The 20,362-nt window shown below is 63.1% G+C and carries 21 protein-coding genes and 1 pseudogene; 20 read left to right on the forward strand and 2 right to left on the reverse strand.

The features are described 5' to 3' along the window. Positions 1 to 7 precede the first annotated feature (7 nt). Both ON00_RS01075 and ON00_RS01080 read right to left on the reverse strand, forming a co-directional pair. Entirely contained in the window at positions 8 to 1,087 is a 1,080-nt protein-coding gene (locus ON00_RS01075; RefSeq protein WP_010402579.1) for a potassium channel family protein, read from the reverse strand. Positions 1,088 to 1,146: 59 nt separating this feature from the next. Beyond that, positions 1,147 to 1,692: a peptidoglycan L,D-endopeptidase MepK gene (locus tag ON00_RS01080; RefSeq protein WP_029622319.1), complete on the reverse strand. Its 546-nt coding sequence runs from the start codon at positions 1,690 to 1,692 to the stop codon at positions 1,147 to 1,149. 78 nt (positions 1,693 to 1,770) lie between these two features. Between ON00_RS01080 and ON00_RS01085 the strand changes: the two are divergent. The 20 genes and pseudogenes from ON00_RS01085 (at position 1,771) to nuoN (ending at position 20,361) form a co-directional block, all read left to right on the forward strand. After that, positions 1,771 to 2,786 (forward strand): annotated as a pseudogene (locus ON00_RS01085) (L,D-transpeptidase family protein). Positions 2,787 to 2,789: 3 nt separating this feature from the next. Beyond that, the gene (locus tag ON00_RS01090; RefSeq protein ID WP_010402582.1) at positions 2,790 to 3,392 is read left to right on the forward strand and encodes a M23 family metallopeptidase; all 603 of its coding nucleotides are present in this window, start codon (positions 2,790 to 2,792) and stop codon (positions 3,390 to 3,392) included. A gap of 37 nt (positions 3,393 to 3,429) precedes the next feature. Next, positions 3,430 to 3,993 carry an elongation factor P gene (efp, locus tag ON00_RS01095; RefSeq protein WP_010402584.1) on the forward strand — a complete coding sequence of 188 codons (564 nt, stop codon included), beginning with the start codon at positions 3,430 to 3,432 and terminating at the stop codon, positions 3,991 to 3,993. Positions 3,994 to 4,139: 146 nt separating this feature from the next. Then, positions 4,140 to 4,952, forward strand: a complete 813-nt coding sequence (locus ON00_RS01100) for an inositol monophosphatase family protein (RefSeq protein WP_010402585.1) — start codon at positions 4,140 to 4,142, stop codon at positions 4,950 to 4,952. Positions 4,953 to 5,225: 273 nt separating this feature from the next. Continuing rightward, entirely contained in the window at positions 5,226 to 5,600 is a 375-nt protein-coding gene (gene ndhC / locus ON00_RS01105; protein WP_010402587.1) for an NADH-quinone oxidoreductase subunit A, read from the forward strand. Beyond that, positions 5,591 to 6,133, forward strand: coding sequence for a NuoB/complex I 20 kDa subunit family protein (locus tag ON00_RS01110; RefSeq protein ID WP_010402589.1), 543 nt, complete (start codon positions 5,591 to 5,593; stop codon positions 6,131 to 6,133). Before ndhC ends, ON00_RS01110 begins: the two co-directional genes overlap by 10 nt. Next, on the forward strand, positions 6,130 to 6,969 hold the full coding sequence (locus ON00_RS01115; RefSeq protein WP_010402591.1) for an NADH-quinone oxidoreductase subunit C: 840 nt from the start codon (positions 6,130 to 6,132) through the stop codon (positions 6,967 to 6,969). Before ON00_RS01110 ends, ON00_RS01115 begins: the two co-directional genes overlap by 4 nt. 121 nt (positions 6,970 to 7,090) lie before the next feature. Next, positions 7,091 to 8,326 (forward strand): NADH-quinone oxidoreductase subunit D, encoded by a 1,236-nt coding sequence (locus ON00_RS01120; protein WP_010402593.1) that lies wholly within the window; start codon positions 7,091 to 7,093, stop codon positions 8,324 to 8,326. Further along, entirely contained in the window at positions 8,323 to 8,661 is a 339-nt protein-coding gene (locus ON00_RS01125; protein WP_010402594.1) for a nuclear transport factor 2 family protein, read from the forward strand. Before ON00_RS01120 ends, ON00_RS01125 begins: the two co-directional genes overlap by 4 nt. Beyond that, a complete protein-coding gene (locus tag ON00_RS01130) occupies positions 8,661 to 9,329 on the forward strand; it encodes a complex I 24 kDa subunit family protein (protein WP_010402596.1) in 669 nt (222 codons plus the stop codon). Before ON00_RS01125 ends, ON00_RS01130 begins: the two co-directional genes overlap by 1 nt. Continuing rightward, positions 9,326 to 9,496: a hypothetical protein gene (locus tag ON00_RS20450; protein ID WP_154651252.1), complete on the forward strand. Its 171-nt coding sequence runs from the start codon at positions 9,326 to 9,328 to the stop codon at positions 9,494 to 9,496. Before ON00_RS01130 ends, ON00_RS20450 begins: the two co-directional genes overlap by 4 nt. A gap of 1 nt (position 9,497) precedes the next feature. Next, positions 9,498 to 10,802, forward strand: a complete 1,305-nt coding sequence (gene nuoF, locus ON00_RS01135; RefSeq protein ID WP_010402597.1) for an NADH-quinone oxidoreductase subunit NuoF — start codon at positions 9,498 to 9,500, stop codon at positions 10,800 to 10,802. Then, positions 10,802 to 12,826: an NADH-quinone oxidoreductase subunit NuoG gene (nuoG, locus tag ON00_RS01140; RefSeq protein ID WP_010402599.1), complete on the forward strand. Its 2,025-nt coding sequence runs from the start codon at positions 10,802 to 10,804 to the stop codon at positions 12,824 to 12,826. Before nuoF ends, nuoG begins: the two co-directional genes overlap by 1 nt. Next, positions 12,823 to 13,878 carry an NADH-quinone oxidoreductase subunit NuoH gene (nuoH, locus tag ON00_RS01145; RefSeq protein WP_010402601.1) on the forward strand — a complete coding sequence of 352 codons (1,056 nt, stop codon included), beginning with the start codon at positions 12,823 to 12,825 and terminating at the stop codon, positions 13,876 to 13,878. Before nuoG ends, nuoH begins: the two co-directional genes overlap by 4 nt. Further along, on the forward strand, positions 13,875 to 14,360 hold the full coding sequence (gene nuoI, locus ON00_RS01150) for an NADH-quinone oxidoreductase subunit NuoI (RefSeq protein ID WP_010402602.1): 486 nt from the start codon (positions 13,875 to 13,877) through the stop codon (positions 14,358 to 14,360). The genes nuoH and nuoI overlap by 4 nt, the downstream gene beginning before the upstream one ends. A gap of 33 nt (positions 14,361 to 14,393) precedes the next feature. Further along, on the forward strand, positions 14,394 to 15,005 hold the full coding sequence (locus ON00_RS01155; RefSeq protein WP_010402604.1) for an NADH-quinone oxidoreductase subunit J: 612 nt from the start codon (positions 14,394 to 14,396) through the stop codon (positions 15,003 to 15,005). After that, entirely contained in the window at positions 15,002 to 15,307 is a 306-nt protein-coding gene (gene nuoK / locus ON00_RS01160; protein WP_010402606.1) for an NADH-quinone oxidoreductase subunit NuoK, read from the forward strand. The genes ON00_RS01155 and nuoK overlap by 4 nt, the downstream gene beginning before the upstream one ends. Before the next feature lie 7 nt (positions 15,308 to 15,314). After that, entirely contained in the window at positions 15,315 to 17,399 is a 2,085-nt protein-coding gene (gene nuoL / locus ON00_RS01165; protein WP_010402608.1) for an NADH-quinone oxidoreductase subunit L, read from the forward strand. Beyond that, positions 17,396 to 18,925: an NADH-quinone oxidoreductase subunit M gene (locus tag ON00_RS01170; RefSeq protein ID WP_029622320.1), complete on the forward strand. Its 1,530-nt coding sequence runs from the start codon at positions 17,396 to 17,398 to the stop codon at positions 18,923 to 18,925. Before nuoL ends, ON00_RS01170 begins: the two co-directional genes overlap by 4 nt. Further along, a complete protein-coding gene (gene nuoN / locus ON00_RS01175; protein ID WP_010402613.1) occupies positions 18,922 to 20,361 on the forward strand; it encodes an NADH-quinone oxidoreductase subunit NuoN in 1,440 nt (479 codons plus the stop codon). Before ON00_RS01170 ends, nuoN begins: the two co-directional genes overlap by 4 nt. Position 20,362: the final 1 nt, after the last annotated feature.

The raw sequence follows: 20,362 nt of genomic DNA on the forward strand, positions 1-20,362 counted from the left end.
TGGAGTTTCAGTAGGTATTCCGCCCGGCGCGAATTTCGGCCTTGGCGGTGAACAGCTTGCGCGCGGCGGTGCCGGCATCGCGGACCAGAACCATCACTTCGTCCTCGACCTGGATTTTCTCGTCCGGCGAGGGCCGCAGGATTGTGGCACCGCCGCGCTTGATCTGGACGATGAAGAAGGCTCCGGCCGCCTGACGTTCCGCCTCGCCGACGGTCAGCGCGCACATTGCCGAACCCGCCCGCGCCGATACGATTTCCAGATCCAGCCCCATTTCGCCAAGTTCGCCGCGCGCCCGCTTGAGCGCCGCGTCCGACCCGAGATCGGCGCTTTTCGGGAACAGCACCATGCGCGCAATGCGTTCGGCCCCGATATGCGTGGGTAGCACGACATGGTCCGCCCCGGCCCGGCGCAACTTGCGTTCGGTGGTCGGTGCCTCGCCGCGCGCGATGATTTCGAGCGTCGGGTTGAGATTGCGCGCGCTGAGCGTGATGAACACGTTCGCCGCATCGTCGGGCAGAACCGTTGCCAGCACGTGCGCTCGGTCGATCCCGGCGGCGAACAGGATCTCTTCCTCGGTCGCGTCGCCGCCGATGCACAAATGTCCTGCCGCTTCGATTTCGGCCAGACGATCGGCGCTGCGTTCGATCACGACCAGCGGCATGTTCGCCTCGGCAAGGTCGCGTGCCAGCATCGTCCCGATGCGTCCGAAGCCGCAAATCACGACATGGCCGGACAATTTGTCGATTCGCGCGCGCATACGGTTGGCTCCCAGGATCTGGCGTAGTTGCAGGACGGTGAAAAACTGGACGAGCGCGCCGGTTAACAGGATCATGCCGGTGCAGCCGAACACGATCGTCGCGATCGTGATGGTGTGCAAATAGCCGGTGTCGATCGGCCTGACTTCGTCATACCCGACCGAGAAGACCGTCAGCAGCACCATGTACGACGCGTCGACGAAGCTCCACCCCGCCGCCATATAGCCGAGCGTCGCCAGGACGATGACGAGCCCGACATAGCCGAGAATCGTGATCAGATTTCGGGCGGGGGAGCCGAGGACGGCTTCAGCGTCGGCTAGGATCTTGCGCACGGGCCGGGACTGTTGCCCAGCGGGACAGGCAAGTCCAGTGGGCGATTAACGGCTCACGGTTACCAGTGCCGCACGCGCCCGGTATCGACATGGACGAAGCCGTCGCGCGGATAATAGCCGACACCGCCGCCGCCCAGGGCAAGGGCCGCGCCATGCAGCCGGTCGAGCGTCACGCCGGGCACCATGATGTCGGTCGCCTTGCCCAGCATGTGCTGGCTCTGGCTGGCGACGCCGGTATGTTCGCCGCCCTTGGCGCGGAGCGCGGCATTGGTCGCGGGGGAGCGATAGCCCGAGATCAGATTGATCTTGCTGCTGCCGCTCAGCTCCAATTTGTCGCGCAACTGCACCAGCAAGGCGAGCAAGCGGCGGTCCATCACCGTCGCTTCGCCCGTGCGCCAGTCGCGCAAGCCATGGTTCAGCTCGGCCAACCCCTCGGGCAGGAAAGTCCCGTTCCGCGCGAACAGCGCATCGACGGTTTCGTTATTGTGGACGTTGCGAATGGCGAGGCGCCATTCCGTGCCGACCGCCATCGCCGGAAAAGGAAGCGCAAGCGCCGCACCGCCGACCAGCGCGCCGCCCAGCATCGCGCGTCGGGACATTATCATCGCTTCAGGCATCGCGCTGGACACAAGCCGCCATTCCAATCGTTCGTCTGGTAGCTTACTATGTAGGAGATTGAAGCGATGCGAAAAACCTTGGCCGGATCGGCTTGTCTGGCAATAGCATCGCTTGGCCTTGTTGCGGCCGCGCCCGTGGGAACCATCAGCGAAGCGGCCACTCCTGCACTCGATCTTTCGACGTTACATGTGCAGGTCATCCTCGATCATCTTGGCTTCTCGCCCGGCGTGCTGGATGGTCGTGCCGGGAAATCGCTGGTGGCGGCGCTCAAGGGCTTTCAGGAAACGCGCGGGCTTCCGCAAACGGGGAGATGGATCTGACGACGCTGCGCGCGCTGCATCCCTATGCGCAGTGGCGGCCGACCCAGACGATCGTGTTGACCGCCGAGATGCTGGCCGGGCCGTTCGTCAATCCGCTGCCCAAGAACCCGCAAATGCAAGCGAAACTGACCACGCTCGGATATCGATCGCCGATGGAGAAGCTCGGCGAGATGTTTCACACCAAGCCGTCGGTCTTGCTCGAGTTGAACAGTCCGCAAACCCGGCTGGTGCCCGGCAGCAAGATCGTGGTGCCCAACGCGATCGCCGCCGACCATGCTTATGATCCCAAGCTCCCTGAGACATGGCGGCAGACGCTAAGCGACCTCAACGTCGACTCGACCCAGCCGACGGGGGCCAAGGTGGTGGTCGACAAGTCCGAGGAGGTGCTGCGCGTTCTGGACAAGGACGGCAAGCTGGTCGCGCAGTTCATGGCGACGATGGGGAGCGAGCATGATCCCTTGCCGATCGGCACCTGGAAGATCCTGGGGCCATCCTACAACCCGCCCTTCCACTACAACCCAAAGCTGTTCTGGGACGCGAAGAAGGGGGCAAAGGCGGCGTTGTTGCCGCCCGGGCCGAATGGGCCGGTGGGCGTGGTGTGGCTTGATCTGTCCAAGCCGCATTACGGCATCCACGGTACGCCCTCGCCTGAGACGATCGGCCGGGCGGAAAGCCATGGCTGCATCCGCCTGACCAATTGGGATGCGGCGCGACTGGCCCTGATGGTGAAGCCGGGCACGCCCGCGGTCTTTCAGGAGTAAGCGATGGGTCGCTTCGGTCGGATCGTCTTATGTGTCCTGGCTTTGATGGCGGCGGGGTGGATCGGGCTGCTCGTGGTGCTGCCAAAGGTGCCATCGCGCTCAGCGGAGTCGATCTCTTCCGCGCCCGCCACGCCCGTAGCGGAGCGGGGCGCGGAAGCCCAAGGCGTGTTGCGCGTGCCGGTTGACGGGATTGCGCGCCGCGACCTGCGCGACACTTGGGGCGATCCGCGTGACAATGGCCAGCGCGCGCATCACGGCACAGATATCGCAGCCCCTGCCAACACGCCTGTGCGCGCCGCAGCACCGGGAACGGTCGAGAAGCTGTTCGTTAGCGCCGCTGGCGGCACTACGCTTTATGTCCGCTCGCCCGACAAAGCCTGGACATATTATTATGCCCATCTGGCGTCCTATGCGCCGGGCCTGCGCGAAGGGCAGGTCGTGCAAGCGGGCGCGCTTCTCGGCTATGTCGGAGACACCGGGAATGCGGGCGCCGGCAATTTTCATCTGCATTTTGGCCTGGCGCGCACCACGCCCGATCAACATTGGTATGAAGGGGTGGATATCGACCCTTACCCCTATCTTGCCGGAAGGCGCTTGCCCGGCTAAAGGCCGCGCCTCGCTCTTTCCAACTACAGGCTCCCCCATGAAGATCAACGCGGTCGAAATCCGTCCCGGCAACATTCTGGAATATGAAGGCGGCATCTGGAAAACCGTCAAGATCCAGCACACCCAGCCGGGCAAGGGCGGGGCCTATATGCAGGTCGAGATGAAGAACCTCATCGACGGCCGCAAGACCAACGTCCGCTTCCGGTCGGCCGAAAGCGTCGAGAAGGTCCGGCTCGACACGGTCGATTTCCAGTTCCTGTTCCGCGAAGGCGACACGCTGACCTTCATGGACAAGATCAATTACGAGCAGATCACGCTCGACGCCGACATCCTCGGCGATGCCGCCGCTTTCCTGCAGGACGGCATGGATGTGGTGATGGAGCTGTGGGAAGAACGCCCGATTTCGGTGCAATTGCCCGACACGATCGAAGCCCTGATCGTCGAAGCGGACGCGGTGGTGAAGGGGCAGACCGCCTCATCGAGCTACAAGCCCGCGATCCTAGAAAACGGCGTGCGCGTGATGGTGCCGCCGCACATTGGTGCTGGCACGCGCATCGTCGTCGATGTGTATGAGCAGAGCTACGTCCGCCGCGCGGATTAATTCATCTCCCTCTCCCCGCTGGCGGGGAGAGGGCAAGCGAGCGAAGCGAAGCGCGGGAGAGGGGCAGTTTCGGACGGTAATGTTCGGCGCTGCCCCTCTCCCCGACCCTCTCCCCTAAAGGGGAGAGGGAGAAAGAAAGTAAGATTATGGCATCCCATTCCGGTCTGATGACCATCATGGACCGCGCCGCGCGCAAGGCGGGGCCGCGCTTGCGTCGCGATTTCAACGAGGTTCAGCAGTTGCAGGTCAGCCGCAAGGGGCCCGCCGACTTCGTATCGATGGCCGACCAGCGTGCCGAGCAAACGCTGTATGAGGAATTGTCGCGCGCGCGCCCCGATTGGGGCTTTCTGATGGAAGAACGCGGCGAAGTTGCGGGTGACCCCAACAAGCCGCGCTTCATCGTCGATCCGCTCGATGGCACCACCAACTTCCTCCACGGCATTCCGCATTTCGCGATCTCGATCGCGGTCGAGGAGCCAATGCCCAATGGCAAGCGCGAGATCACCTCGGGGCTGATCTATCAGCCGATCACTGACGAAGCGTTCTGGGCCGAAAAGGGGCGCGGCGCGTGGGTGCAGGAGCAGCGGCTGCGCGTGTCGGCGCGGCGCGACCTGGCCGATTCGCTGATCGCGACCGGCATCCCGTTCCTGGGCCATGGCAATTTCGTCGAATGGAGCCGCATTTTCGGTGCGATTGCGCCGGAAGTTGCGGGCATCCGCCGGATGGGATCGGCCGCGCTCGATCTCGCCTGGGTCGCGGCGGGGCGGTATGACGGCTATTGGGAATCGTCGCTGAAGCCGTGGGACGTTGCGGCGGGCCTGTTGCTGGTCAAGGAAGCGGGCGGATTCGTCACCGATTTCCGAGGCGGCGACCGTATGATGGAGCGCAGCGAGTTCCTGGCCGCCAATGATGCCTTGCAATCGCGCTTGCACAAGTTGCTGGCGGGCGCGCTCCGCTAACACTCGTTCGGTCCCCGTTTGGGAGCCTAGCCCGGCGTAAAGGCGACTGTTTTGTGGCTTTGTGCCCGCGTGCGAGAAACCGTCTCTGCTCGCACCAGGGCCTAAAGCCACAAAGGGCACAACCGTTTGTGATCGGTTGCGCTAACAGCGCGAGACCGTCTTCCCTAGTGGAGGGTGTTCAGTTGCGATTCATTCTCACTCCCGCGACCCTTGCCCCTCAAAGTGCATCGTCCTAAAGCCCACGAACACCTGTTCGCACATGCGAGAAACCCATTGGTTGACCTGTCCCATTATCTGCCGATCCTGCTGTTCCTCGGCGTGGCACTCGCGCTCTCCAGCGCGTTCGTGTTCCTGCCGATGATTGTTGCCCGCCTGACCGGCGCGCACAAGCCGACCCCTGAAAAGCTGAGCGAATATGAGTGCGGTTTCCCCGCCTTCGAGGATCCGCGCAGCCAGTTCGACGTGCGCTTCTACCTCGTCGCGATCCTGTTCATCATCTTCGATCTGGAAGCGGCGTTTCTGTATCCCTGGGCCGTATCGGTGTTCAAACTCGGCTGGGTCGCCTGGGGTTCGATGATGCTGTTCATCGTCGAACTGGCGCTTGGCCTGGTCTATGCGTGGAAGAAGGGAGCGCTCGAATGGGAGTAGAACTCATCCGTCCGTCCGGTCAGGATATCGTCCAGCCCGACGCGTCGTTCTTCAACGATCTCAATGGCGAACTCGGCGACAAGGGTTTCCTGGTCACCTCGACCGAAGAGCTGTTCCAGTGGGCGCGCACCGGTTCGCTGTGGTGGATGACCTTCGGTCTCGCTTGCTGCGCAGTCGAGATGATCCATGTGAACATGCCGCGTTATGATCTCGAGCGCTTCGGCGCCGCCCCGCGCGCGTCGCCGCGTCAGTCCGACGTGATGATCGTGGCGGGCACGCTGTGCAACAAGATGGCCCCGGCGCTGCGCAAGGTCTATGACCAGATGTCGGAGCCGAAATATGTGATTTCGATGGGCAGCTGCGCCAATGGCGGCGGCTATTACCATTACAGCTATTCTGTGGTGCGCGGTTGCGACCGGATCGTGCCGGTCGACATTTATGTGCCCGGTTGTCCGCCAACTGCCGAAGCCTTGCTCTATGGCATCATGCAGCTGCAGCGGAAGATCCGCCGTGTCGGGACGATCGAACGGTGAGGGCCCCCGCACCAGCCTATGTCGCCAATGATGGCGTGATCGACACCGCGCGCGCGGCGCTGGGCGACAAGTTGCTCGCGCCGGTCGAGGCGGTGGGTGAAGTCGCGCTGCATGTCGATCGTGCCTCGCTGGTCGAGACGATGGTCGCGTTGCGCGACACGCCGGGCCTCGAATATCAGCAGCTGATGGAAATCGCGGGCGTCGATTATCCCGATCGCGGTGTCGATCGGTTCGAGGTCGTCTATTGCCTGCTATCGCTGACGCGCAATCACCGCATCCGCGTGCATGTGCAGACCGATGACGAAAAGCCGGTGCCGTCGGTAACCGGCATTTGGCCGGTTGCCGGATGGCTCGAGCGCGAAGTGTACGACATGTATGGCGTGCTGTTCTCGGGCAATGGCGATCTCCGCCGCATCCTGACCGATTACGGATTCCGGGGGCATCCGCAGCGCAAGGACTTCCCGCTCAGCGGCTATGTCGAACTGCGCTATTCCGAAGAGGCCAAGCGCGTTGTGTATGAACCCGTCGCGCTTGCGCAGGATTTCCGCACCTTCGATTTCATGAGTCCCTGGGAAGGCGCGGAATACGTCCTGCCCGGCGATGAAAAGGCCAAGCTGCCTGAGGAAAAGGGCGCGCCGACGCCGCTCAAGGCCGACGAGGTCGTCAAGGCGGATGCGGCTGCCTCGCCCAAACAGGCATCGAGCCAGCCCAAGACGACCGACAGCACTGCGCAGTCCGGTGCCGGTAAGGCGGGGCCCGATGCGGGCGATAAGCCGGCCAATCTTGATGTCGTCGCTTTGAAGGGCGCCGGCACTGGGGGAGGACAGAACCAGTGAGCACTGTTCTTCCGTTCGTTTCGAGCGAAGTCGAGAAACCGACACGCGCGCCCGCCTCCTGTTTCTCGACGTCGCTCGAAACGAACGGGGCGGGGGTGGCTGTACACTCAGAGGTGGTCGCATGACCGAATATCTCGACCAGATCGAACATCGCCTTGACGGGGAAGATCCCGAAGTCGGCGATGTCGAGATCCAGAATTACACGATCAATTTCGGCCCGCAGCATCCTGCCGCGCACGGCGTTTTGCGTCTGGTGATGGAGCTGGACGGTGAAATCGTCGAGCGGGTCGACCCGCATGTCGGCTTGCTGCACCGCGGCACCGAGAAGCTGATCGAGTACAAGACCTACACCCAGGCTTTGCCGTATTTCGACCGGCTCGATTACTGTTCGCCTTTGTGCATGGAGCATAGCTATGTGCTGGCGGTCGAGAAATTGCTCGATCTCGAAGTGCCGCTGCGCGCGCAATATCTGCGCGTGTTGTTCGCCGAACTGACGCGCATTTCGAACCACATGCTGAACCTCGGTTCGCACGTCATGGACGTCGGCGCGATGACGCCGAACCTGTGGCTGTTCGAAATCCGCGAAGATTGCATGAACTTCTTCGAGCGCGTCTCGGGCGCGCGGATGCACAGCGCCTATTTCCGGCCGGGCGGCGTCCATCAGGATGCGCCGCTCAAGCTGCTGACGGATATCGCCGACTGGCTCGACACGCGCCTGCCGCGTTTGTTCGAGGATGCGATCTCGCTCGTTGCCGACAACCGCATCTTCAAGCAGCGCAACGTCGATATCGCCACCGTCAGCCGCGACGACGCGATCAAATGGGGCTTTTCGGGCCCGATGATCCGCGGTTCGGGCATCGCTTGGGATCTGCGCAAGGCGCAGCCTTATGACGTTTACGCCAAGATGGACTTTGAGGTGCCGGTCGGCACGCGCGGCGATTGCTACGACCGGTTCATGGTGCGCGTCGAGGAAGTCCGTCAGTCGGCGCGGATCATGAAGCAGTGCCTGCGCGACATGCCCGAGGGGCCGATCGCCTCGCTCGACCGCAAGGTGGTGCCGCCCAAGCGCGCCGAGATGAAGCGCTCGATGGAAGCGCTGATCCATCACTTCAAGCTCTACACCGAGGGCTATCACGTGCCTCCGGGCGACGTGTATGTCGCTACCGAAAGCCCCAAGGGCGAGTTCGGCGTGTATCTGGTCGCCGACGGCACCAACAAGCCGTATCGCTGCAAGATCCGTCCGACGGCGTTCTCGCATCTGCAGGCGATGGACTTCATGGCCAAGGGCCATATGCTGGCGGACACAACGGCCATTCTGGGCGCGATGGATATCGTGTTCGGGGAGTGTGACCGGTGAGCAGCGCCCGTCTCGCTACCGCGCATCGCATGATCGCGCGCTACAATGCGCAGGATGCCGATGGCTATGTCGCGGAGATGACCGGCGATGCGTGCGAGGCGACCTATCGCGGGGCGGTCATCCGCGACGGGCAGGAGGGCGTTCGCGCGGGCTTGAAGACGATGTTCGCGCAATATCCCGAGAACCGGGCCGAAGTGCTGTCGTCCTATGTCCTCGGCGACACGGTCGTGTTGCACGAGAACGTCTCGCGCGGCCCCGGTGCCGAACAGTTCGAAGTCATGTCCATTTATTCGTTTGAGGGCGACAAGGTCGCCCGCGTGGAGTTCATCCGCTAATGGCCGACGCGCCCAAAATTCCTGACGAAGCCGAAACCCGCGCGCGCTGGGGCGCGTTTGCGTGGACCGAGGAAAACCAGAAGAAGGCGAACGAGATTCTCGGTCGCTATCCCAAGGGCCGCGAGCAATCGGCGTCGATCCCGTTCCTCGACCTTGCCCAGCGCCAGGTTGGGGCGGAGACGCAGACGCAAGGCTGGCTGCCGGTCCCGGTGATCGAGTTCGTCGCGCGGCAAATCGGTGTGCCGTATATGCGCGTGTACGAGGTTGCCACCTTCTACACGATGTTCAACATGGCACCTGTCGGTCGCTATCATGTGCAGGTGTGCGGCACGACGCCGTGCCTGTTGGGTGGCAGCGACGACGTGCTGTCGGCGTGCAAGAATAAGGGCCTGTCCAAGGGGCATACCACCCCGGATGGCCTGTTCACGCTGACCGAGGTCGAGTGCCTGGGCGCGTGCGCCAATGCGCCGATGGTCCAGATCAACGACGATAATTTCGAAGACCTGGATTACGACAAGACGATCGCGCTGCTTGAGGCGCTGGCCGAGGGCAAGCCGGTGACGCCGGGTTCGCAGACCGGGCGCCGCGACAGCTGCCCGGCAGGCGGGCCGACCTCGCTCAAGGACATGGTTGCCGAGAACCACGATTATCGCGGGGAATGGGCATGAACAAAAACACCATCGTACTGATCCTGGCGATCATCGGCGGCATCGTGGTCGCGGGTTGGGTGTTGCGGCTGACGCTGTCGCTGCTCGGGCCGTTGATCGTGATCGGTCTTGGCGTGGTGATTTATCTCGCGCTCACCGGCAACAAGCGGATCGGGGGGGGCAAGTAACGTGCTCGCGGACAAAGATCGCATTTTCACCAACGTTTACGGTTTTCAGCCGTGGACGCTCGACGCCGCGATCATGCGTGGCGATTGGGACGACACCAAGGGCCTGATGGCGCGCGGGCAGGATGCCCTGATCGACGCGGTCAAGGCATCGGGGCTGCGTGGCCGTGGCGGCGCGGGTTTCCCGACCGGCACCAAATGGTCGTTCATGCCCAAGGAGCCGAAGGCAGATCGCCCGAACTTCCTGGTGATCAACGCCGACGAATCCGAGCCGGGTTCGTGCAAGGACCGCGAGATCATCCGACATGATCCGCACAAGCTGATCGAAGGCGCGCTGATCGCGGGCTATGCGATGCGCGCGCGGGCGGCCTATATCTACATTCGCGGCGAATATATCCGTGAAGCCGAAGTGCTGTTTGCGGCGGTCGCCGAGGCTTATGCCAAGGGGCTGATCGGCAGGAATGCGAGCGGATCGGGCTATGATTTCGACGTTTTCGTGCATCGCGGCGCGGGTGCGTATATCTGCGGTGAAGAAACCGCGATGCTCGAAAGCCTGGAGGGCAAGAAGGGCCAGCCGCGGCTGAAGCCGCCCTTCCCGGCGGGGGCGGGCCTCTATGGCTGCCCGACCACGGTGAACAACGTCGAGTCGATCGCGGTGGTGCCGACGATCCTGCGGCGCTCGCCGGAATGGTTCGCCAGCTTTGGTGCGGAGAACAATCGCGGCACCAAGCTGTTCCAGATCAGCGGACATGTGAACAAGCCGTGCGTGGTCGAGGAGGCGATGAGCATCACCTTCCGCGAACTGATCGAAACGCATTGCGGCGGGATCCGCGGCGGGTGGGACAATCTGCTCGCGGTCATCCCGGGCGGGTCGTCGGTGCCCTTGGTGCCGGCTGCCGAGATCATGGACTGCCCGATGGACTTCGACGGCCTCAAGAAGGTCGGCTCGGGTCTGGGCACGGCAGCGGTCATCGTCATGGACAAGTCGACCGACATCGTCCGCGCGATCAGCCGTCTCTCCTACTTCTACAAGCATGAGAGCTGCGGCCAGTGCACGCCGTGCCGCGAAGGCACCGGCTGGATGTGGCGCGTGATGGAGCGGATGCGCACCGGCGATGCGGACATCTCCGAGATCGATACGCTGTATCAGGTGACCAAGCAGGTCGAAGGCCACACGATCTGCGCGCTCGGCGATGCGGCGGCCTGGCCGATCCAGGGCCTGATCAAGCACTTCCGCCCCGAGATGGAGCGGCGCATCACCGAAAAGCGTGGCGGCGGGTTGAGCCCGATGATGGAAGCGGCCGAATAATGCCTATTGTCAAAGTCGATGGTGTCGAGATTGAAGTTCCCGCCGGGGCCACTGTGCTCCAGGCGTGCGAGCTCGCCGGCAAGGAAATCCCGCGCTTCTGCTATCATGAGCGGCTGAGCATTGCGGGCAATTGCCGCATGTGCCTGGTCGAGGTGAAGCCGGGGCCGCCCAAGCCGCAGGCATCCTGCGCGCTGCCGGCGGCTGACAAGCAGGAGATCTTTACCAATTCGCCGATGGTGAAGAACGCGCGCGAAGGGGTGATGGAGTTCCTGCTCATCAACCATCCGCTCGATTGCCCGATTTGCGATCAGGGCGGCGAATGCGACCTGCAGGACCAGTCGGTCGCTTATGGCCGTGGCACGTCGCGCTATGACGAGAATAAGCGCGCGGTCACCGAGAAATATATGGGGCCGATCGTGAAGACGGTGATGACACGCTGCATCCAGTGCACGCGCTGCATCCGCTTTGCCGAGGAAGTCGCCGGCGTCGAGGAAATCGGTGCGATCGGGCGTGGCGAGAACATGCAGATCGTGTCGTATCTCGAACATGCCGTGACGAGCGAATTGTCGGGCAATGTCGTGGACCTGTGCCCGGTCGGCGCGCTGACCTCTAAGCCTTATGCATTCGAGGCGCGCCCGTGGGAGCTGAAGAAGACGCTGACGATCGACGTAATGGACGCGGTCGGCACCAACATCCGGCTCGATTCACGCGGTCGCCAGGTGCTCCGCGCTCTGCCGCGCATCAACGAGGACGTGAACGAGGAATGGGCGAGCGACAAGACGCGCCACGCGGTTGACGGGCTCGTCCGCCGTCGGCTCGACAAGCCGTATATCCGCAAGGATGGCCGCCTGACCGAAGCATCGTGGGATGCGGCGTTCCTGGCGATTTCGCAGGTCGATGCGGGCGCGAGCGTGGCTGCGGTCGCGGGTGATCTGGTCGATTGCGAGACGATGTATGCCACCAAGGCGTTGCTCGGCAGCTTCGGCTCGACCCTGCTCGAAGGCCGCCAGACCGGCATGGATTATGACACGTCGAGCCTGGCTGCGGTCAATTTCAACACGACGATCGCGGGCACCGAAAAGGCCGATGTGATCCTGATCGTGGGCAGCAATGTGCGCTGGGAAGCGCCGCTGGTGAACACGCGCATCCGCAAGGCGATCAAGAAGGGCGCAAAGGTCTTCGCGATCGGGCCGGAAACCGAGCTGACCTATAAGGTCGAGTGGTTGGGTGCCGATCTCGGCGTGCTCGGCGCTCTGCCGGAAGCGGTGACCGAGGCGTTCGCCAAGGCTGAGCGTCCGATGGTGATCGTCGGCGGGGCTGGCCTCAAGGTGTTGGGCGCGGCGCTGGCGCTGGTGCCGTCGCTGGGTCTGCTGAAAGATGCCGCTTCGACGGGCTCAGGACAGGGCTGGAACGGCTTCAACGTTCTGCACATGGCGGCGAGCCGCATGGGCGGCCTGATGCTGGGCTATGCGCAGAAGGGCGGCATTGCCGACCTGGTTGCGGCCAAGCCGAAGCTCGCTTTCTTCCTGGGCGCGGACGAGGTCGATTTCGGCGCGTTTGCGGACACGTTCAAAGTCTATATCGGCCATCACGGCGACAAGGGGGCTGCGGCAGCGGACGTGGTTCTGCCGGCGGCGAGCTATGCCGAGAAATCCGGCACCTATGTCAATCTCGAAGGCCGGGTGCAGCGCGGCGAGCGTGCGGTGTTCCCGCCGGGCGATGCACGCGAGGACTGGACGATCCTGCGCGCCCTGTCGGGCGTGCTGGGCAAGACGCTGCCGTTCGACACGATCGAGGAACTGCGCGCGGCGATGGCGGTCGACACGCCTGCGCTGGGGACGCTGGGGCTGGCGACGTTCGATTGGGCGCCGCCTGCGCTGGATGCAGCGGCTGCGGGCGAGATCGCAGGCTATCCGATCAAGGACTTCTATCTGACGAACGCGATCTGTCGTGCGTCGCCGACGATGCAGCGCTGCTCGGCTGAACTTGTCCACGGCCAGGAATTCGCGGAGGCGGCGGAATGACCAGTTTCTTCACCTACCGTTTCGGCCTGCCGTTTGGCTGGGCGTGGTTCCTTGCCACGCTGATGGACATCTTGCTGATCGCGCTGCCGGTGATGCTGGCAGTGGCGATGCTGATCTATGCCGATCGCAAGATCTGGGCGTCGATGGCGCTGCGGCGTGGGCCGAACGTGGTCGGCCCGCTCGGGCTGCTGCAGTCCTTTGCCGACGGCCTCAAGGTGTTCCTGCAGGAAACCATTGTTCCGGCCGCTGCGAACAAGGCGCTGTTCCTGATCGCGCCGATCATCACCTTTACGGTCGCCCTGATCGTGTGGGCGGTGGTGCCGTTCGATGCGCGCGCGGCACTGGCCGATATCAATGTCGGCTTGCTCTATGTGCTCGCGGCCTCATCGCTTGGCGTTTACGGCATCATCCTCGCCGGTTGGGCGTCCAACTCGAAATATCCGTTCTTCTCGGCGATCCGCGCGGCGGCGCAGATGGTGTCATACGAAGTCGCGATCGGCTTCGTGCTGATTTCGATCGTGATGTGGGCGGGCAGCTTCAACCTGACCACGATCGTCGAAGCGCAGAAGAGCGTGATGGGGACGCCGGTCAACGGCTTCTTCCTCAACCCCTTGCTGTTCCCGATGGCGGTGGTGTTCTTCATCTCGTCGCTCGCCGAAACGCAGCGCGCGCCGTTCGATCTGGCCGAGGCCGAGAGCGAGCTGGTCGCGGGCTATCAGACCGAATATTCGTCGATGGCGTTCGCGCTCTACTGGCTTGGCGAATATGCCAACGTCATTTTGATGTGCGCGCTGAACGCGACGTTGTTTTGGGGGGGCTATCTGCCGCCGCTGGATATTCCGATCCTGTATGCGGTGCCCGGGATCCTCTGGCTGTTCATCAAGATCCTGCTGTTCTTCTTCGTGTTCAGTTGGGTGAAGGCGACCGTCCCGCGCTATCGCTATGACCAGCTGATGCGGCTGGGGTGGAAGATCTTCCTGCCGCTGTCGCTGTTCTGGGTGTTCCTGGTGTCCGGCTTCCTCATGCTGACCCGCGTTGGAGTTCCGTCATGAGCCTTGCTCAGATCATCAAATCCTACACGCTTTGGGAGTTCCTCAAGGCGCACACGCTGACCCTGAAGTATTTCTTCAAGGCGAAGGCGACGATCAACTATCCGTTCGAGAAGAACCCGCTCAGCCCGCGTTTTCGCGGTGAGCATGTGCTGCGGCGCTACCCGAATGGCGAGGAACGCTGCATTGCGTGCAAGCTGTGCGAAGCGGTGTGCCCGGCACAGGCGATCACGATCGAGGCCGAACCGCGCGATGACGGCAGCCGCCGCACCACGCGCTATGACATCGACATGACCAAGTGCATCTTCTGTGGCCTGTGCCAGGAAGCCTGCCCGGTTGATGCCGTCGTCGAGGGGCCGAATTTCGAATATGCGACCGAAACGCGCGAGGAACTGATTTACGACAAGGCGAAATTGCTCGCCAACGGGGATCGCTGGGAAAGCGCCATCGCGGCGAACCTTGCCGCCGATGCGCCGTACCGTTAATCGCCAGCCGACTGTAAGGGGCCCACTGATTCCGTGATACAGGCACTCGCCTTTTATCTCTTCGCGACGATCGTTATCGTGTCGGCCGCGTTGACGATTACCGCCCGCAACCCGGTCCATGCCGTGCTGTGGCTGATCCTCGCTTTCTTCAACGCCGCCGGCCTGATGGTGCTGGTGGGGGCGGAGTTCATCGCGATGCTGCTCGTCATCGTTTACGTGGGCGCAGTCGCCGTGCTGTTCCTGTTCGTGGTGATGATGCTCAACATCGATTTCGCCGAGCTGCGCGCCGGTTTCGTGCGCTATGCAGCGCTCGGCGCGGTGCTCGCGATCGGGCTGGCGGCGGAGATCATGGTCGCCTTCGGGGCGTGGAGCGCGGGCAAGATCGAACTCGCCCGCCGCGCCGCGCCGACGCCGGAAACTGTGCCGAATATCGAGGCGATCGGGATGCTGCTCTACACGCGCTACCTGTTCGTGTTCGAAGGGGCGGGCCTGGTGCTGCTGGTCGCCATGATCGGCGCGATCGTGCTGACGCACCGTGACCGCACGGGTTCGCGCAAGCAGAACATCGCACGCCAGAATGCGCGGCGTCCGCAGGATGCGACGCGCAATACGCAGCCGACTGTCGGCGGAGGGATAGACCTGTGATTGGGCTCGGCCATTATCTCGTCGTCGGGGCGATCCTGTTCGCGCTCGGCGTGTTCGGCATCATCGCCAATCGCAAGAACCTGATCGTCATGCTGATGGCGATCGAGTTGATCCTGCTGGCGGTGAACCTCAATTTCGTGGCCTTTTCGGGCTATCTGCACGATCTGGTGGGCCAAGTGTTCGCGATGTTCGTGCTGACGGTGGCGGCTGGCGAGGCCGCGATCGGCCTGGCCATTCTCGTTATCTATTTCCGCAGCCGCGGGACGATCTCGGTTGACGATGTCAACCGGATGAAGGGGTGATCGCGACGTGACTTCGATCCTTTTCATCGTTTTCCTGCCGCTGCTGGCGGCGATCGTCGCGGGCTTCTCGAACAAGACGTTCGGGGCGGTGCTGCCGAAGATCGTGACGACGGGCGCGCTGTTCGTGTCCGCGGTGCTGAGCTGGACGGTGTTCCTTCCGTATCTGAGCGGTGGCGAAGCCACGGTGACGCCGGTGCTCGACTGGATTCATTCGGGCGACATGCGCATCGACTGGGCGCTGCGCGTTGACGCGCTGACCGCGGTGATGCTCGTCGTCATCACCAGCGTCTCGGCGCTCGTCCATCTGTATAGCTGGGGCTATATGGATGAGGATCCGGACCAGCCGCGCTTCTTCGCCTATCTGTCGCTGTTCACCTTCGCCATGCTGATGCTGGTGACCGCTGATAATTTGGTGCAGATGTTCTTCGGCTGGGAAGGCGTGGGTCTCGCGTCCTACCTGCTGATCGGCTTCTGGTTCCGCAAGCCCAGCGCCAATGCCGCCGCGATCAAGGCGTTCGTCGTCAACCGTGTCGGCGATTTGGGCTTCATGCTCGGCATTTTCGGCACCTATCTGGTGTTCCACACCATCTCGATCCCCGAGATCCTGCGGCTCGCGCCCGGGATGGCGGGTTCGACGATCGGGTTCGTCGGCTATCGTATCGATACGATGACGCTGCTATGCCTGCTGCTGTTCCTCGGTGCGATGGGCAAGTCGGCGCAGCTCGGCCTGCACACCTGGTTGCCCGACGCGATGGAAGGCCCGACCCCGGTGTCGGCGCTGATCCACGCGGCGACGATGGTCACTGCGGGTGTGTTCATGGTGTGCCGCCTGTCGCCGATGTTCGAGACCTCGCCCTTCGCGCTGCATGTCGTGATGACGATCGGTGCGGCGACCTGCCTGTTCGCGGCGACGGTCGGGCTGGTGCAGACCGACATCAAGCGCGTGATCGCCTATTCGACCTGTTCGCAGCTCGGTTATATGTTCTTCGCGGCTGGCTGCGGCGCTTATGGCGCGGCGATGTTCCACCTGTTCACGCACGCTTTCTTCAAGGCGCTGCTGTTCCTGGGTGCCGGTTCGGTGATCCATGCGATGCATCACGAGCAGGACATGCGCTATTATGGCGGCCTGCGGAAACACATCCCGCTGACCTTCTGGGGCATGATGATGGGAACGCTGGCGATTACCGGCGTTGGCCTTCCGGCGGTGTTCGGCAATCCGGTCGCCTTTGGCTTTGCGGGCTTCCATTCGAAGGACGCGATCATCGAGGGCGCCTGGGCTGCCGGTCAGCATGGCGCGTCGATCGTCGGCATCATCGTCGCCTTGCTGACCAGCTTCTATTCGTGGCGCCTGATGTTCCTCACCTTCTGGGGCAAGCCGCGCTGGGAGCAGTCCGAGCATATCCAGCACGCGCTGCACGATGCGCACGGCCACGGCCATGACGATCACGGTCACGACCATGCGCACGCCCATGCCGATCATGGCCATGGTCCTGCGGCGCATAGCGACGGGACGGGTGGCTATCATCCGCATGAGAGCCCGTTCCCGATGCTGATCCCGCTGATCCTATTGTCGGTCGGTGCGGTGCTCGCTGGCTTCGTGTTCCACGGCTATTTCATCGAGCCGAGTGCTGGGGAAGCCTATTGGCACGGCGCGATCGCGTTCAACGAGCATCTGATGCACGCAATGCACGAGGTGCCGCTGGGCGTGAAGCTGTCGGCCTCGGTGGCGATGCTGCTGGGCCTGCTGGGCGCGTACATCTTCTACATCCGTTCGCCGGAAGCACCGGGCAGGCTGGCCGCGACCTATCGTCCGATCTACCTGTTCCTGTTGAACAAATGGTATTTCGACGAGCTCTATAACCTGCTGTTTGTGAAGCCTGCCTTCGCGCTCGGCCGCTTCTTCTGGCACCGTGGTGACGAGAAGACGATCAACCGCCTCGGCCCCGATGGTGCCGCGTGGGTGGTCGAGCGGAGTGCGCGCGTCGCGGGCAGGGTCCAATCGGGATATGTATACACGTATGCGTTCGTCATGCTGCTGGGGCTAACCGGGGCCGTGACCTGGGCGATCAACATTTGGGCGACGAGCAAGTGAGCGGCCTTCCCATGCTATCGATCATGCTCGCGATCCCCGCGATCGCAGCCATTGCCTGTCTCTTTGCAAGTGCGCAGGGCGCGCGCTGGATCGCGTTGATCGCGACCCTAGTTGATCTCGTGCTCGGGATCGGGCTGTGGGCCAATTTCGACATTGGCGGGCCGCAGTGGCAGTTCGTCGAAAATGCCGGCAGCCTGGGCGTGTTCAGCTGGAAGCTCGGTATCGACGGCTTCGCGCTGATGCTGGTGATGCTGAGCGTGTTCCTGATGCCGATCTGCATCGGCGCGAGCTGGGTGGCGATCACCGAGCGCGTGCAGGAATATATGGCGGCGTTCCTCATCACCGAAATGCTGATGATCGGCACCTTCACGGCGCAGGACATGTTCCTGTTCTACATCTTCTTCGAAGCCGGCCTGATCCCGATGTACCTGATCATCGGCATCTGGGGCGGCGCGAACCGGATCTACGCGTCGTACAAATTCTTCCTCTACACGTTGCTCGGCTCGGTGCTTATGCTGGTGGCGATGCTGTGGATGGTCAGCTTCTCGGGCACGAGCGACATTCCGACGCTGCTCAACACCGATTTCCCGGTGCGCGTGCAGCCGTGGCTGTGGCTCGCGTTCTTCGCCTCGTTCGCGGTGAAGATGCCGATGTGGCCGTTCCACACCTGGTTGCCCGACGCGCACGTGCAGGCACCGACGGCAGGCTCGGTGATCCTGGCGGGCGTGTTGCTGAAGCTCGGTGGATACGGCTTCCTGCGCTTCTCGCTGCCGATGTTCCCCGAAGCATCGGCGCAGTTCGGCTGGCTGATCCTGTCGCTGTCGGCGATTGCAGTGATCTACACCTCGCTGGTCGCGTTGGTGCAGTCCGACATGAAGAAGCTGATCGCCTATTCGTCGGTTGCGCACATGGCGATCGTGACGATCGGCCTGTTCGCCTTCAACCGCCAGGGCCTGGAAGGCGCGATGATCGTCATGCTGAGCCATGGTCTGGTATCGGCGGCATTGTTCCTGTGCGTCGGCGTAATTTACGACCGGCTGCACACCCGCGAGATCAGCCGTTATGGTGGCCTTGCGATCAACATGCCGCGTTACGCCTTGCTGTTCATGCTGTTCACCATGGCATCGGTCGGTTTGCCGGGCACGAGCGGGTTCGTGGGCGAATTCCTGTCGCTGGCCGGGACCTATCGCGTATCGACGCTGGCGACCTTGCTGTGCACCACCGGGATCATCCTGGGGGCTGCCTATATGCTGTATCTGTATCGCCGCGTGGTGTTTGGCGAGATCGTCCATGACGATGTCCGCGCCATGCCGGATTTGAGCCTGCGGGAGATTGCGTTGCTGGCCCCGATTGCCGCCGTTGTGTTGTGGATGGGGGTATACCCTGAGAGCTTCCTCTCGCCGATGCGGGGCGATGTGGCGACGTTGCAGGCACGGATCGCACGGGCGGCCCCGGCTGGGGATTCGCTGCCGACCGCTGGCAAGGCGCTGGCGACACCCGCCGAACATGCGGAGGTACGGCCATGAACGCGTCGCTGTTGATGTCGTTGCCGGAGCTGGTGCTGTCGGTCGGCGCGATCGCCTTGATGCTGGTATCGGCCTGGGGTGGACAGGCGTCTACGCGGTTGGTGTCCTGGGCATCGGTTGCAGTCCTGATCGGCGCAGGCATTGCGTTGATGGGCCCGGCCTCGTCGGGCGGATCGGCCTTTGGTGGTTTGTACCGCGCGGACGCCTTTGCGGCCTTTGCCAAGGTGCTGATTTATGGCGCGTCTGCGGTTGCCATCATCCTCGCCCCGCGCTTCTTCGCGATTGGCAGTGGTGACGATCTGCGCCCCGAATATCCCGTGCTGATCCTGCTGTCGGCAGCGGGCATGGGCATGATGGTGTCGGCGGGCGATTTGCTGACGCTGTATGTTGGCCTCGAACTGCAGAGCCTTGCCGCTTATGTGCTGGCGAGCTTCATGCGGCGCGATGTGCGCTCGGCCGAAGCGGGCCTCAAATATTTCGTGCTGGGCGCGCTGGCGAGCGGCATCCTGCTTTACGGCATCAGCCTGGTCTATGGCTTCAGCGGGACCACCTTGTTTTCGTCGATTGCGACCGCTTATGGCGCGGGCCAGTCGCTTGGGCTCACCTTCGGGCTGGTGTTCGTGTTTGCCGGGCTGGCGTTCAAGATGAGCGCGGTGCCGTTCCACATGTGGACCCCCGACGTGTATGAAGGCGCGCCCACGCCGGTGACTGCCTTCTTCGCCTCGGCCCCCAAAGTGGCGGCGATCGGCCTTGCGGTGCGCGTGGCCGTGGAAGCGATGGGCCCGGCGACCGACCAGTGGCGGCAGATCGTGATCTTCGCGGCGCTTGCCTCGATCATCTTCGGTGCGGTGGCCGCGATCGGGCAGACCAACGTCAAGCGCCTGCTGGCCTATTCGTCGATCAACAATGTCGGCTTCGTGCTGATCGGCCTTGCGGCCGGTACGCAGGAAGGCGTGGCGGCGGTGCTGTTCTATCTGACGGTCTATATCGTCATGACGCTGGGCAGCTTCATCGTGGTGTTGCAGATGAAGGATAGCGAGGGGCAACCGGTCGAGACGATCGCGAGCCTGGCGGGCCTGTCGCGCTCGCGTCCGGCGTTGGCTTTGGCGATGGCGACCTTCATGTTCTCGCTGGCGGGGATTCCGCCGCTGCTGGGCTTCAACGCGAAGTTGGCGGTGTTCAACGCGGCGGTGCATGGCGGGCTGTATCCGCTCGCCGTGGCAGGCTTCGTCGCTTCGGTGATCGGTGCCTATTATTACCTGCGCGTGGTCAAGGTGATGTACTTCGACGCGCCGGGTGAGGCGTATAGCGGTCGCGCGACGCCGGTGGAGAGCCTGCTGGTCACGCTGGCGGCGCTGTTTGTTTCGCCGGTCGGGTGGCTGACGCTGGGGGCGCTCGGCGTGTGGACCAACACTGCCGCCAAGGCGCTTTTCTGAC

This window comes from Sphingomonas echinoides ATCC 14820 (assembly GCF_000241465.1).
Classification (GTDB): domain Bacteria; phylum Pseudomonadota; class Alphaproteobacteria; order Sphingomonadales; family Sphingomonadaceae; genus Sphingomonas; species Sphingomonas echinoides.

Excerpts from the sequence above, each read along its gene's own strand:
- efp (WP_010402584.1), top strand. The coding sequence starts at position 3,430 with ATGAAGATCAACGCGGTCGAAATCCGTCCCGGCAACATTCTGGAATAT.
- ON00_RS01110 (WP_010402589.1), top strand. The coding sequence starts at position 5,591 with ATGGGAGTAGAACTCATCCGTCCGTCCGGTCAGGATATCGTCCAGCCC.
- ON00_RS20450 (WP_154651252.1), top strand. The coding sequence starts at position 9,326 with ATGAACAAAAACACCATCGTACTGATCCTGGCGATCATCGGCGGCATC.
- ON00_RS01120 (WP_010402593.1), top strand. The coding sequence starts at position 7,091 with ATGACCGAATATCTCGACCAGATCGAACATCGCCTTGACGGGGAAGAT.
- ON00_RS01100 (WP_010402585.1), top strand. The coding sequence starts at position 4,140 with ATGGCATCCCATTCCGGTCTGATGACCATCATGGACCGCGCCGCGCGC.
- nuoI (WP_010402602.1), top strand. The coding sequence starts at position 13,875 with ATGAGCCTTGCTCAGATCATCAAATCCTACACGCTTTGGGAGTTCCTC.
- nuoH (WP_010402601.1), top strand. The coding sequence starts at position 12,823 with ATGACCAGTTTCTTCACCTACCGTTTCGGCCTGCCGTTTGGCTGGGCG.
- ON00_RS01130 (WP_010402596.1), top strand. The coding sequence starts at position 8,661 with ATGGCCGACGCGCCCAAAATTCCTGACGAAGCCGAAACCCGCGCGCGC.
- ON00_RS01090 (WP_010402582.1), top strand. The coding sequence starts at position 2,790 with ATGGGTCGCTTCGGTCGGATCGTCTTATGTGTCCTGGCTTTGATGGCG.
- ON00_RS01080 (WP_029622319.1), bottom strand. The coding sequence starts at position 1,692 with ATGATAATGTCCCGACGCGCGATGCTGGGCGGCGCGCTGGTCGGCGGT.
- nuoN (WP_010402613.1), top strand. The coding sequence starts at position 18,922 with ATGAACGCGTCGCTGTTGATGTCGTTGCCGGAGCTGGTGCTGTCGGTC.
- nuoG (WP_010402599.1), top strand. The coding sequence starts at position 10,802 with ATGCCTATTGTCAAAGTCGATGGTGTCGAGATTGAAGTTCCCGCCGGG.